Source organism: Amycolatopsis sp. NPDC003865, assembly GCF_053605345.1.
Genome location: NZ_JBSGJA010000032.1, coordinates 20,824 through 33,667 on the forward strand (window position 1 = coordinate 20,824; position 12,844 = coordinate 33,667).

At 72.7% G+C, this 12,844-nt stretch carries 11 protein-coding genes; 6 read left to right on the top strand and 5 right to left on the bottom strand.

The annotated features are described in order from the left end of the window. Positions 1-56 precede the first annotated feature (56 nt). Positions 57-1,496, top strand: coding sequence for an amino acid adenylation domain-containing protein (locus ACWEVP_RS45305; RefSeq protein WP_452068787.1), 1,440 nt, complete (start codon positions 57-59; stop codon positions 1,494-1,496). A gap of 4 nt (positions 1,497-1,500) precedes the next feature. Here the strand turns inward: ACWEVP_RS45305 and ACWEVP_RS45310 are convergent, their stop codons facing one another. Further along, positions 1,501-3,033 (bottom strand): phytoene desaturase family protein, encoded by a 1,533-nt coding sequence (locus tag ACWEVP_RS45310; protein WP_452068788.1) that lies wholly within the window; start codon positions 3,031-3,033, stop codon positions 1,501-1,503. A 399-nt stretch (positions 3,034-3,432) separates the two neighbouring features. Here ACWEVP_RS45310 and ACWEVP_RS45315 point away from each other — a divergent pair, with 399 nt between their 5' ends. The 3 genes from ACWEVP_RS45315 to ACWEVP_RS45325 all read left to right on the top strand — a co-directional run bounded on the left by ACWEVP_RS45315 (position 3,433) and on the right by ACWEVP_RS45325 (position 7,598). Next, the gene (locus ACWEVP_RS45315) at positions 3,433-4,386 is read left to right on the top strand and encodes a serine protein kinase RIO (RefSeq protein WP_452068789.1); all 954 of its coding nucleotides are present in this window, start codon (positions 3,433-3,435) and stop codon (positions 4,384-4,386) included. Between the two features lie 342 nt (positions 4,387-4,728). Next, positions 4,729-6,327 (top strand): DEAD/DEAH box helicase, encoded by a 1,599-nt coding sequence (locus ACWEVP_RS45320; protein WP_452068790.1) that lies wholly within the window; start codon positions 4,729-4,731, stop codon positions 6,325-6,327. Positions 6,328-6,422: 95 nt separating this feature from the next. Continuing rightward, positions 6,423-7,598, top strand: coding sequence for an 8-amino-7-oxononanoate synthase (locus tag ACWEVP_RS45325; RefSeq protein ID WP_452068791.1), 1,176 nt, complete (start codon positions 6,423-6,425; stop codon positions 7,596-7,598). On the opposite strand, the gene ACWEVP_RS45330 is transcribed toward ACWEVP_RS45325, so the two are convergent. From ACWEVP_RS45330 to ACWEVP_RS45345, 4 genes are all read right to left on the bottom strand, one after another. Further along, complete coding sequence (locus ACWEVP_RS45330; protein ID WP_452068792.1) at positions 7,595-8,407, bottom strand: NAD(P)H-binding protein; 813 nt, start codon at positions 8,405-8,407, stop codon at positions 7,595-7,597. The two genes, ACWEVP_RS45325 and ACWEVP_RS45330, sit on opposite strands and share 4 nt — an antisense overlap. Further along, a complete protein-coding gene (locus ACWEVP_RS45335; protein WP_452068793.1) occupies positions 8,404-8,970 on the bottom strand; it encodes a TetR-like C-terminal domain-containing protein in 567 nt (188 codons plus the stop codon). The genes ACWEVP_RS45330 and ACWEVP_RS45335 overlap by 4 nt, the downstream gene beginning before the upstream one ends. Positions 8,971-9,046: 76 nt before the next feature. Further along, positions 9,047-9,481 (bottom strand): GNAT family N-acetyltransferase, encoded by a 435-nt coding sequence (locus ACWEVP_RS45340; protein ID WP_452068794.1) that lies wholly within the window; start codon positions 9,479-9,481, stop codon positions 9,047-9,049. Positions 9,482-9,499: 18 nt separating this feature from the next. After that, positions 9,500-10,312, bottom strand: a complete 813-nt coding sequence (locus ACWEVP_RS45345) for a S1 family peptidase (protein ID WP_452068795.1) — start codon at positions 10,310-10,312, stop codon at positions 9,500-9,502. 168 nt (positions 10,313-10,480) lie between these two features. On the opposite strand from ACWEVP_RS45345, the gene ACWEVP_RS45350 reads away from it, so the two are divergent. Both ACWEVP_RS45350 and ACWEVP_RS45355 read left to right on the top strand, forming a co-directional pair. Continuing rightward, positions 10,481-11,344 (top strand): M15 family metallopeptidase, encoded by an 864-nt coding sequence (locus ACWEVP_RS45350; RefSeq protein ID WP_452068796.1) that lies wholly within the window; start codon positions 10,481-10,483, stop codon positions 11,342-11,344. 96 nt (positions 11,345-11,440) lie between these two features. After that, the gene (locus tag ACWEVP_RS45355; protein ID WP_452068797.1) at positions 11,441-12,835 is read left to right on the top strand and encodes a mycothione reductase; all 1,395 of its coding nucleotides are present in this window, start codon (positions 11,441-11,443) and stop codon (positions 12,833-12,835) included. Positions 12,836-12,844: the final 9 nt, after the last annotated feature.

A 12,844-nucleotide genomic window follows, 5' to 3' on the forward strand; every position in this document is an offset into this window, starting at 1 on the left:
GACCGGCCACACGCGCACGATGGGGTGACAACCGTCTGGGGGGACTCTTGGAACGCTTGCTCGATCATTTCGCGGCCAGGGTCGCCGAGACCCCCGACGCCACCGCTGTCGTCTTCGCGGGCGAGCGCATGTCCTTCGCGCAGCTCGACCACGAGGCCAACCGGGTCGCCCAGTACGTCGCCGGGCGGGGCCTGGGGCCCGAAGACCTGGTGGGGCTGCGGATGGACCGCGGGTTCGAAATGGCGGTCGGCGCGCTCGGCGTCCTCAAGTCCGGTGCCGCCTGCCTGCCGCTCGACCCCGGCTACCCCGCCGACCTCGTGGCCTGGATGGGCACGGACGCGGGCGTCCCGCTCGTGCTCACCAACACCACCGAGGTCGCGGACGACGTGCGGATCGCCGACGCCGTGGCCGGACAGCCCGGCCACGCCCCGGACGTCGAGCTCCGGCCCGAGAACCTCGCCTACGTCATGTACACCTCGGGCTCGTCGGGCAAGCCCAAGCCGGTGGGCGTCGAGCACCGCCACCTCGCGCACGTCTTCGCGGCGTGGGACGAGCTGTTCCGGCTGCGCGAGGAGCCACTGACGTTCGTGTCCGTCATCGGGATCGGCGTCGACCTCTTCTTCGCCGACCTGCTGCGCTCGGTGTTCGCCGGCGGGACGATGGTCATCGCGACCCGCGAGGCGGTGGCCGATCCGGCCGAGTTGCTCGCCGAGTTCCGCCGCCACGGCGGCGACGCGACCGAACTGGTCCCCGCCCAGGCGAAGGCCCTCGGCCGCGCGGGCGAGCTGCCCGTCATGCGGCTGATGTCGGTCGGTTCCGAGGGGTGGCCCGCGGCCGACTTCCGCGAGCTCGCCGGGCGGCTGCCCCCGGGCTCGGTGGTGCTCAACGCCTACGGCCTCACCGAGACCACCGTGGACTCCCTCCTGCTGCGCCCGGACGTCGACGTGCTCGGCGACGCGGCGGTCGTGCCGCTCGGCACGCCGATCCCCCGCGTCCACGCCTACGTCCTCGACGACCGGCTCCGGCCGGTCGGGCCGGGCGGGGTCGGCGAGCTCTGCATCGGCGGGGCGGGCGTGGCCCGCGGGTACCGCGACCGGCCCGCTCTGACCGCGTCGCTGTTCGTCGCCGACCCGTTCGTCGCGGGTGCGCGGATGTACCGCACCGGAGACGTCGTACGGACCCGAGCCGACGGCAACCTGGACTACCTCGGCCGTGGCACCGACCAGATCGAGCAGCGGGGCAAGCGCGTGGACCTCGGCGCGATCGAGGACGCGCTGCTGCGGGAGCCGGAGGTCGTCCGCGCGGCCGCCGCGTTGCGCGACGGGCGGGTGATCGGCTACGTCGTCGGTCCGGCCGACGCCGGGCACCTGCGGTCCGCGCTCGCCGGGCGGCTGCCCGCGCACCTGGTTCCGCACCGGATCCTCGTGCTCGACCGGATGCCGTTGCTCCCCAACGGAAAGCTGAACCGCCGCGAGCTGCCCGCGCCCGAGGGCTGACGGCTCACTCCGCGCCCAGGACCGCCATCGCCGCGTTGTGGCCGGGGATGCCGCTCACACCACCTCCCCTCACGGCTCCCGCGCCGCACAGCAGCACGCGCTCGTGGGCCGTCTCGACGCCCCACTTCCCTTGCTGCGCCGGATCTTCCGCGTACGGCCACGCCAGGTCGCGGTGGAAGATGTGCCCGGACGGCAAGCCCAGCTCGGCCTCCAGGTCGAGCGGGGTCTTCGCCTCCACGCACGGCCTGCCGTCCGGGCCCGTGAGCAGGCAGTCCTCGATCGGCTCGGCCAGCACGCTGTTCAGCGAAGCCAGCGTCGCGCGCAACGCCGCTTCGCGTGCCTCTTCGTTGCGTCCCTCGAAGAGGCGGGCCGGCATGTGCAGGCCGAACAGCGTCAGCGTCTGGGCTCCCGCCGCTCGCTCGGCCGGGCCGAGGATCGACGGGTCCGTCAGCGAATGGCAGTAGATCTCGCAAGGCGGAAGCGAGGGGATCCTCCCCGCCTCCGCCTCGCGATAGGCCGTCTCCAGCTGGGAGTAGCTCTCGTTGACGTGGAAGGTGCCGCCGAACGCCTCAGCCGGGTCGACCCCGGGATCGCTCAGCTTCGGCAGCCGGGACAGCACCATGTTCACCTTCAACTGCGCTCCCTCCGGCCGGTCCGGCGGCTCCTCGCCCAGCAGCCTGGCGAGCGTCGCCGGCGCGACGTTCGCCAGGACGTGCCCGCCGCGTACGACGTGCTCCGCGTCGTCGCGGCGGTAGCGCACCTCGCCGTCCGGGGCGACGGACAGCACTTCCGCACCCGTGACGAGACGCGCTCCCGCGGCGGCCGCCACCGCCGCGAGCGAACCGGTGACCGCGCCCATGCCGCCGACCGGGACGTCCCAGTCGCCGGTGCCGTTGCCGATCACGTGGTAGAGCAGGCACCGGTTCTGCCGCAGGTCCGCGTCACCCGCCGCAGCGAACGTGCCGATCAGCGCGTCGGTGAGCACGACGCCGCGCACCGTGTCGTCGCCGAACCACGACGTCAGCGTCTCGCCGATCGGCCGTTCGAACAACGCCGACCACGCCTCGGCGTCGTTCACCCTCGACCGGAAGTCCACTTCGGACAGCAGTGGCTCGGTGAGGGTGCCGAAGACGCGCTCGGCCACACCGCCGGCCAGCGCGTAGAACCGTTGCCACGCAGCGAAGTCCGCTGCGGAGCCGGTGACCGCGCGGAACGACGACGCCGTCCGGTCGTCGTCGCCCGTGTCGACAAGGAGACCCGTGTCGCCCCTCGGCGTGTAGGACGACATCCGGCGCCGCAGCAGCCGGACCTCGAGACCCAGGTCGGCCACGATCTTCTTCGGCAGCAGGCTGACGAGGTAGGAGTAGCGGGAAAGCCGGACGTCCACGCCGTCGAACGCGCGGAACGACACGGCGGCGCCACCGGTCTCCCCGCGTCGTTCGAGCACGAGCACCGACCGGCCCGCCCGCGCCAGGTACGCGGCCGCCACCAGTCCGTTGTGGCCGCCGCCGGCGACCACGACGTCGTAGGAATCCATCCGCCCCTCCTCGGGTGTTGCCTGCCCGTTCATCGTGGCCACAGCGCCGCCCCGAGATCAAGGAAACGTCGCGAACGGGCCGTTCGCGACGTCATCGCTCACCGGCCCGCGGCGAAGGCGAATCACGCCACCGAGCAGGTCAATCGCGGCCCGCAGGAAGTGTCTCCGTGCGGCCGGACCGGGGTCCGGTCAGCGTCGCGAACGGACCGTTCGCGCTATTCGGTTGCGCGGAGCCCGACCGGACCGGCAAGCTGAAGCGCAACCGGCAGGGAGCCGGGGTCGAGTGCGGGGAGGTGCCGTCGTGATGGATGTCCGGGCCCTTTCGCGCCCTCGCCCACCCGCCCCCCGGAGCTGACCACGCGCCCGGTGGGGCATCCCTGACCAAGGAGAACCCCACCAGTGCGCAGGCACGACTTCGAAGACTTCGACGAACACCCCACCCGCCGTCAGACGCGGGCGCGCCGCCGCGGGCGGTTCGACGATCCCGAGCCCACCCGCAGCGGCCGGCTCACCGAAGGCGAACGCGTCCGGCTCGCCAAGCTCCGCGACGACGCCTACACCGAAAACCGGCTCCCGGACGGCGCCGATCGCTGGTCCACCTGGGACGACGCCGAACACGGCCCGTCACCCCGGCCGGACTGGGTCGTCACCGAGCTCGCCGCGGTCGACACCGACCTCGGCGTCCTCAAGACCGGCAAGGAGGCCGATGTCCACCTGCTGCGGCGCGGCCTGCCGGGCACCGACGGCGCGCTGCTCGCCGCGAAGCGCTACCGCAGCGACGAACACAAGCTGTTCCACCGCGACGCGGGCTACCTCGAAGGACGGCGGATGCGCCGGTCCCGCGAGATGCGCGCGATCGAGCACCGCACCTCGTTCGGCCGCAACCTCATCGCCGAGCAGTGGGCCGTCGCGGAGTTCGCCGCGTTGAGTCGTTTGTGGACGCTCGGCGCGCCCGTGCCGTACCCGGTGCAGCGCAACGGCACCGAACTGCTGCTGGAGTTCCTCGGCGAGGACGACGGGACGGCCGCCCCGCGGCTGGCCCAGGTGCGCCCGGACCCGGACGAGCTGAAGGACCTGTGGTTCCAGGCCACCGCAGCCCTCGAGCTGCTCGCGTCCGAAGGGCTCGCGCACGGCGACCTCTCGGCGTACAACCTGCTGGTGCACCGGGGCCGGCTGGTGGTGATCGACCTGCCCCAGGTGGTCGACGTCGTCGCCAACCCCGGCGGCGCCGAGTTCCTCGCCCGGGACGTGCGCAACCTGGCCGGCTGGTTCCACGGCCGCGGGCTCGGTGAGCACGTCACGAACACCGGCGGGCTGCTGGCGGACCTCGTTTCCGCGGCCGGGCTCGGGTGACCGCGCGGCGGCGTCGCGGGTGTGGCACGGAACACGTCTGCGACGCCGCCCACAAGGGGTTACCTCCATGCGGAGGACCAGCTCCCCTTCAGGTACTATCGATTCAGACCGCAACCGGCGGCGTGGATGTAGTTGGTGTCCGTCGCCTCCAGAGCCACCGAAAGCACAGCCACCGAATGGCTCGCGGTGATCCGTAAATCCCAAGCGGCGCGCAGTGTCGGAAAAGCGCAAGACACGGTGTGCCGGGTCCGTCCCTGTGAACGCCCACCGCACACCATCTCGCCCTGCCTGCGCGCGGGGAGCCCGGGCCTCCTTGTGACGAACCATGTCCGAGAGGCATTTGTGACCGTCACGTTCAACTCCGGCCCTTCCTCGACGTCCGCGCGCGCGGACCGTCCCGACCGCAAGCCGCGCACCCGCCCGGCCGCCGGTGGGGACATGCTGCGCGACGACGCCGTCGAGACCGTGGCCACCAAGACCTTCGCCCAGCTGGGCCTGCCGGAGCCGCTGCTGCGCGCCCTGCAGGACGCGGGCATCACCACCCCGTTCCCGATCCAGTCCGCGACCATCCCGGACGCCCTCGGCGGCCGCGACGTGCTGGGCCGCGCCCAGACCGGCTCCGGCAAGACGCTCGCCTTCGGCCTGGCCATGCTGGCCCGGCTCGACGGCGGCAAGGCCCGCCCGAAGCGTCCCCGCGCGCTGATCCTGGTCCCGACCCGCGAGCTGGCCATGCAGGTCGCCGACTCGCTGACCCCGCTGGCCAAGGCCCTGGGCCTGTGGTGCCGCACGGCCGTCGGCGGGATGGCCTTCGCCCGCCAGGCGGACGCGCTCTCCCGCGGCGTCGACCTGCTGATCGCCACCCCGGGCCGGCTGTCGGACCACGTCCGCCAGGGCACCGCGCACCTGGGCGACTGCAACTTCATCGCCCTCGACGAGGCCGACCAGATGGCGGACATGGGCTTCATGCCGCAGGTCCGCGAGATCCTCGACCTGACCCCGCCCGGCGGGCAGCGGCTGCTGTTCTCCGCGACGCTCGACGGTGACGTCAACCGCCTGGTCAAGCAGTACCTGACCGACCCGGTCACGCACTCGGTCGCGCCGTCGACCGCGAGCGTCACGACCATGGACCACCACGTGCTCCAGGTCTCGCACCAGGACAAGCAGGACGTCATCACGCAGATCGGCGCCCGCGAGGGCCGCACGATCATGTTCGTGCGCACCAAACACCACGTCGACCGCCTCACCGAGCGGCTGCGCGAGCAGGGCGTGCACGCGGCGGCGCTGCACGGTGGCAAGACGCAGGGTCAGCGCAACCGCGTCCTGGCCGACTTCAAGGAAGGCCACACCCCGGTGCTGGTCGCCACGGACGTCGCGGCCCGCGGCATCCACGTCGACGACATCTCGCTGGTGCTGCACGTCGACCCGGCGGCCGACCACAAGGACTACCTGCACCGCGCCGGCCGCACGGCCCGCGCCGGGGCGTCCGGCGTGGTCGTCACGCTGGCGACGCACGACCAGCGCCGGATGGTCCGCCGGCTGACCGACCGGGCCGGCGTCCGCGCCGAGTCCACGACGGTCCGCCCGGGCGACGACGCGCTGTCGCGCATCACCGGCGCCCGCGAGCCCAGCGGCGAGCCGGTCGTCGAGCGGCGGCGTGAGAACCCGCGTCGCGGCGGCGGCTTCCGCGGCGACCGCGGTTTCGGCGGCGGCCGCGGCGGTGACCGCGGTGGCTACAACCGCGGCGAGCGTTCCTACGGCGACCGTGACCGCGGCAGCTTCGGCGGCGACCGCGACCGCGGTGGCGAGCGTGGCGGCTACCGCGGCGGCGACCGCGAAGGCCGTCCCGGCGGCTTCGGCGGCCGCGGCCGTCAGCCCCGCTCGGGCAACGGCGGTGGCTACGGCCGCCCGAGCCGTGGCCCGCGTCGCGGCTACGACAGCTGATTCCCCCTGGAAGCCCCGGACTCCGGTCCGGGGCTTCCGGCGTTTCCGGGCCCTGGTTCACGGTCGGGCGCACGGCGAATGGGAGACTGCGGGACGTGACTACGCCGCCGACTCCCCCGCCCGATGAGGTTTTCGACTGGCTCGACGCCGAGGCGGAGAAGCGGGCGAACGCGGGGCTCGTGCGGCAGCTGCGGCCGCGTCCGGCGCACGCGGACGAGCTGGACCTGGCCGGGAACGACTACCTCGGGCTGGCCCGCGACAAGCGCGTCGCCGGAGCCGCCGCGGCCGCCGCGCTGCGCTGGGGCGCCGGGTCGACCGGGTCCCGGCTGGTCACCGGGTCGACCGAGCTGCACACCGAGCTGGAGCTGGAGCTCGCCCGGTTCTGCGGCGCGCAGGCGGCGCTGGTGTTCTCCTCCGGCTTCGCCGCGAACCTCGGCGCGGTGACGGCGCTGTCGGGGTCCGAGTCGGCGATCGTCACCGACAAGTACATCCACGCTTCCCTGATCGAGGGCTGCCGGCTGTCCCGCGCCGACGTCGCCGCGGTCGCGCACTCGACGCCGTCGGCGATCGAGCACGCGCTGTCGACCCGGCGGAAGCCGCGGGCGCTGGTGGTGACCGACTCGGTGTTCTCAGTGGACGGCGACCTGGCCCCGCTGGGCGAGCTGGCCGGGATCTGCCGCTCGCACGGCGCGGCGTTGCTGGTCGACGACGCGCACGGCTTCGGCGTCCTGGGCGAGGGCGGCCGCGGCGCGGTCCACGCGGCCGGGCTGTCGGGCGCGCCCGACGTCGTCACGACGTTGACGCTGTCGAAGTCGCTCGGTGCCCAGGGCGGGGCCGTGGTCGGGCCGCGGCGGGTGATCAAGCACCTCGTGGACACCGCGCGCAGCTTCATCTTCGACACCGCGCTGGCGCCGGCGAGCGCCGCGGCCGCGTTGGCCGCGTTGCACGCGCTGAAGGAAGAGCCGGGGCTCGCGGGCAAGGTCGTCGAGAACGCGGGCAACCTGGCGATGTCGCTCAAGGCGGCCGGGCTGAAGGCGAGCCTGCCGGACGCGGCCGTGATCTCGGTGCAGGCGCCGTCGGCGGAGACGGCGGTCGCGTGGGCGGCGGCGTGCGCCGAGCACGGCATCCGGGTCGGGTGCTTTCGGCCGCCTTCGGTGCCGGACGGCATCTCGCGGCTGCGCCTGACCGCGCGGGCCGACCTCACCGAGGCCGACGTGGACCGCGCGGTGAAGGTGATCACGGCGACGGCGCCGCGGGGCGCGACGGTCTAAACCGCCACGGGCAGCGGCTCCCGGCCGAGCAGTTCACCCAGGCTGGGGCTGGTTTCCGCGAAGTCGCCCCGCCGCGCGGCGGTGAACAAGGTCAGCAGCATCCGGGCCATGGGCTCGGGCGTGCCGGCCGCGATCCGGCCGGCGACCCACTGTTCGTCGTCGACGACCACGCGCTTGACCTCGCGATCGGCCGCGATGTCGGCGAAGGTGACGGCAGTGGGCGCGGTGAGGGTGACGGGACCGTCGACGGTGTGTCCGGCGAGGATCACCGCGGCCGCCTCGGCGGCGTCCGCGCGGTGGGTCCACGAAACCGGGCCGTCCTCGGGCGCGACGACTTCGCCGGTCTCCCGCCACGGACCGAGCAGCCAGCCGAGGCTGTGGGCGTAGAACCCGTTGCGCAACGCCGTCCAGGCGACGCCGGACCCGGCGAGGATCTCTTCGGTGGCGGCGTGGTCCCGAGCCGGGGCGAACGGGCTGTCCGGGCGCACGTTCTGGTGGCTGGTGTAGAGGATCCGCCGGACGCCCGCGTCGGCAGCGGCCTCGATCGCGGTGCGGTGCAGGGCGACGGCGTCGGCGGCCGGGTCGTTGGACGACACCAGCAGCACCTGGTCGGCGCCTTCGAAGGAGTCGCGCAAGGCGGCGGGGTGTTCGTAAGAGCCGGGACGTACCCGGATCCCGCGGTCGGCGAAGGGACGCGCCTTCGCGACGTCGCGCACGCTGACGCCGATCTCTTCGGCCGGTACGCGGGCGAGCAGGTGCTCGACGGTGGTTCCGTTCAAGGCGCCGGTCGCGCCGGTGATCACGATCATCGCGGGCGTTCCTTTTCCAGCAGGGGAAGCAGGATGTCGTCGACGAGGTGCTCGACGAAGGGCTCGTCGCACGGCTCTCCGGCGACGACCAGCCGGTGGACGAGCAGCGCCGGGACGATCTCGGCGAAGAGCGCGGCACCACGCGGGTCGAGGAGCCCGTCCCGCAGTGGCGGCCGGGTCATCGCGGCCTGGTCGCGGTGCAGGATCCGCCGCATCGCCGCGGCGAGGTCCGGATCGCCGCGCATCCCGGCGAACAGCGCGCCGAGCAGGCCGACCTCCTGTTCGGCGATTTCCCGCGCGAGCCAGCCTGCGGTCTCCAGGAGCGCGCCGCGGAGGTCGCGGGCCGACGGGTCGGGTGGTTGCCCGCCCGCGCGGTCGTCGACGGCCGCGGCGACCAGCGCGGCCTTGCCGGGGTAGCGGCGGTAGATCGTCGCCTTCCCCACCCCGGCTGCCGCCGCGACGGCTTCGATCGACAGCCGGTCGTAGCCGACGTCGATCAGGAGTTTCAGCGTCGCGTCGAAGATGACGACGTCGCGGCCGGCGTCCCGCGGTCTTCCCGGCACGGCTTCTCCTTTCGATACGAAACGGTCCCGTATCGTATTCAGAGTAGACCCCATGCCGGAACCTGTCGAGGAGGGTTCAGGACGGCAGGCGGCGCATGCGGATGTGCGGGATCCCGTCGTCGTCGATGTACTCCGCGCCTTCGGCCACGAACCCGTAGCGCGCGTAGAAGCCCTGTACGTAAGTCTGGGCGTCCAGGACGTACTCGCCGGGGACGGTCAAAGCCGCGTCCATCAGCCGGGCCGCCAGGCCCTGGCCGCGGGCGGACGCCGCCGTGACCACGCGGCCGATGCGGCGGACGCCGTCCGGGTCCAGCAGCACCCGCAGGTAGGACGTCACCCCGTCCGCGTCCGAAAACCACAGGTGGCGGGTGTCGGGCAGCAGGTCACGGCCGTCGAGTTCCGGGTACGCCGCCTTCTGCTCCACCACGAACACGTCCACCCGCAGGCGGAGGATGTCGTGGAGCTCGGCGGTGGTCAGTTCGGGCCCGGTCGCGTCGTGCAGGGTCGGCATGTCCCCTGCTTAGCACGCTCAGCCGAAGATGCGCGGCTTGGCCTGGGCCTCGATGTCGGACGTGTAGGCCGAGACGCGCGTGTAGACGCCCGGCTTGCCCGCCTTGCCGCAGCCGTCGCCGAAGGAGACGATCCCGATCAGCGTGTCGCCCACGACGAGCGGGCCGCCCGAGTCGCCCTGGCACGCGTCGACGCCCCCCTCGGCGTACCCCGCGCAGACCATGGTCTTCTGGTCGTACACGGAGTAGTCGGAGCGGCAGGCGCTGTCCGAGACCACCGGGACCTGGGCGCTGCGCAGGTAGTCGGAGCGGTCGCCGCCGTCGGCGACGCGGCCCCAGCCGAGCACCGTCGCCTGGGTGCCTTCGCGGTACCCCGGGTCACTGCTCTCGGGCAGCTTCGCGGGCCGGTAGCCGAGCTGGCCGCGGACGGTCAGCACCGCGATGTCGTCACCCTGCGTCGGGTCGCTGTAGCCCTTGCTGATCCAGACCTTGGAGACGGTCAGGACGTCACCCTCGTCCGTGCGCTTGTCCTCGCGGCCGGCCACCACGCGGACGTCCTGCTTGCCGACCGCCTTGGCGCAGTGCGCCGCCGTCGCGACCGCCGTCGAGCTGACGATCACCGCGCCGCAGAACTGGTTTCCGCCCGCGTCGGTCAGGTACACCGCGTACGGGTGGTCCGACAGCGAAGCCTTGTCGCCACCCACGATCCGGGGCTGGTTGGCCGAAGCCGGGTCCGCCGACGCCGTGCCGACGACCACCGGGACGGCCACCGCGGCGACCGCGAGGAGCGCGCCGCTCGCGAGCAGCAGGGATCGGCGGGACTTCACGGACATGGGACTTTCCCCTCTTCGGAACAGCACAAGACAGCGCACTCGGGGCACCCGGACGACTCCGGTGCGTGAACGACGTGCGCTCAATACCCTAATCCGAGGGGGCCCAAAACGGTGTCACTGGAACGGGTGGACTCCGTGCCGAACAAACGCTTCTGTCAAGCTGGCCGGATGCGACGGAGAGCGACGGCGGCACTCGGGGCGGTCCTGGCCCTGACGACGGCCTCGTGCTCGGCGGAAGTGCCCTCGACGCCACAACCCGTGCCTTCTCCCCCGCCCGCGACCACCTCCCGGGCGCCCGTTTCGCCGGCTCCGGCGCCGGCGCCGAGCGCGGCCGCCGTCACCTGGCCGGTGGGTGCCCACCCGCTCCCGCTGCGAGCCGACGGCTTCGGCGAGATCGAGCCGACACCACCCGAACTGGTGAACCGGGCACTTCCGACAAAAGACGTCCTGCCACCGCCCGCCGGAGGCCGGTACGCCTCGACGATCAGCGCCGTGCCGCCCGACGTCCTCGCGCGCAGCACCTGGCAGGCCGCCTGCCCGGTCAGGTCCACCGACCTGCGCTACCTGACCATGTCGTTCTGGGGCTTCGACGGCCGCGCGCACACCGGCGAGATGCTGGTCAACGCGCGGGGCGCGGCCGGGATCACCAAGGTCTTCGGGCAGCTCTTCGCCGCGCGCTTCCCGCTCGAGGAGATGCGCGTGACGAGCCCCGCCGAGCTGACCGCGCCGCCGACCGGCGACGGCAACAGCACCAGCGCCTTCGTCTGCCGTCCCGCGCGCGGGCAGACCACCTGGTCGGCCCACGCGTACGGGCTCGCGGTGGACGTCAACCCGTTCTGCAACCCCTACAGCCAGGGCGACCTCGTGCTGCCCGAGCTGGCCTCGGCCTACCTCGACCGCGCGAACCGCCGTCCGGGCATGGTGCTGACCGGCGACGCGACCGTGCGCGCGTTCGCCGCGATCGGGTGGACGTGGGGCGGGGCGTGGACCAGCCCGAAGGACCGGATGCACTTCACCGCGACCGGCCACTGACCTCGTAATACGACGTTAAGCACATCGGGGAACACCAGGTCTCCGGAGCCGGTTGGCTAGGGTGAACCGACCGGACCGAACCCGCGGAGGATGCACGTGCCCCACTACGACCTGGTGATCGTCGGGACGGGATCGGGGAACTCCATCCTCGGCCCGGACTTCGCCGGCAAGAAGACGGCGATCGTGGAGAAGGGCACCTTCGGCGGCACCTGCCTGAACGTCGGCTGCATCCCGACCAAGATGTTCGTCTACGCCGCCGATGTCGCGTACACGCCTTCGCACAGCGCGAAGTACGGCGTCGACGAAGAGCTCAAGGGCGTCCGCTGGCGCGACATCCGCGACCGGATCTTCGGCCGCATCGACCCGATCGCCGCCGGTGGCGCGGAGTACCGCCGCAGCCACGAGGACAACGCGAACGTCGACGTCTACGAGGGCACCGGCCGCTTCACCGGGCATAAGGAGCTGCGCGTCGGCTTCTCCGACGGGCGGCCCGAAGAGGTCCTGACCGCGGACAAGTTCGTGCTGGCCGCGGGCGGGCGCCCGGTGATCCCGGACATCCCGGGCCTGGAGGGCGTCGAGTACCACACGTCCGACACCGTGATGCGGCTCGACGAGCTGCCCGCGCGGATCGTCGTCCTCGGCGGCGGGTACATCGCGGCCGAGTTCGCGCACGTCTTCGCGTCGTTCGGGGTGCACGTCACGCTGGTCAACCGCTCCGGGCGCCTGCTGCGCTCCGAGGACGAGGAGGTCAGCGCGCGCTTCACCGAACTGGCTTCGGAACGCTTCGACGTCCGCCTGGACCGCAAGACCGTCCGGGCGCGCAAGACCGAGGCGGGGGTGGCACTGGACCTCGAAGGCCCGCGGGGCGCCGAAACCGTCGAGGCCGACCTGCTGCTGATCGCCACCGGCCGCCGCCCGAACTCGGATCTGCTGGACGTCGCCGCCACCGGGGTGACCACAATGGACAGTGGGCACGTCGTGGTCGACGACCACCAGGAGACCGTGGTCGAGGGCATCTACGCGCTCGGCGACCTGTCCTCGCCGCACGAGCTCAAGCACGTCGCGAACCACGAAGCCCGCGTGGTGCAGCACAACCTGCTGCACCCGGACGAGCCGATCACCGCCGACCACCGGTTCGTGCCGCACGCGGTGTTCACCCACCCGCAGGTCGCCTCCGTCGGGCTCACCGAGCAGAAGGCCCGCGAGCTGGGCGTGTCCTATGTGGTCTCGAAGCAGGACTACGCCGGCATCGCCTACGGCTGGGCGATGGAGGACACGACGGGCTTCGCGAAGCTGCTGGCCGACCCGGCGACCGGCAAGCTGCTGGGCGCGCACATCATCGGGCCGCAGGCGTCGTCGGTGATCCAGCCGCTGATCCAGGCGATGAGCTTCGGCCTGGACGCGCGTTCGATGGCCCGCGGCCAGTACTGGATCCACCCGGCGATGCCGGAGCTGATCGAGAACGCGCTGCTCAACCTGCCCCTCGGCTGAGTCACCGCG

Bases quoted from the DNA above. Each gene is read 5' to 3' on its own strand.
- ACWEVP_RS45310 (WP_452068788.1), bottom strand. From the start codon at position 3,033: ATGGATTCCTACGACGTCGTGGTCGCCGGCGGCGGCCACAACGGACTG.
- ACWEVP_RS45330 (WP_452068792.1), bottom strand. From the start codon at position 8,407: ATGATCGTGATCACCGGCGCGACCGGCGCCTTGAACGGAACCACCGTC.
- ACWEVP_RS45340 (WP_452068794.1), bottom strand. From the start codon at position 9,481: ATGCCGACCCTGCACGACGCGACCGGGCCCGAACTGACCACCGCCGAG.
- ACWEVP_RS45345 (WP_452068795.1), bottom strand. From the start codon at position 10,312: ATGTCCGTGAAGTCCCGCCGATCCCTGCTGCTCGCGAGCGGCGCGCTC.
- ACWEVP_RS45350 (WP_452068796.1), top strand. From the start codon at position 10,481: ATGCGACGGAGAGCGACGGCGGCACTCGGGGCGGTCCTGGCCCTGACG.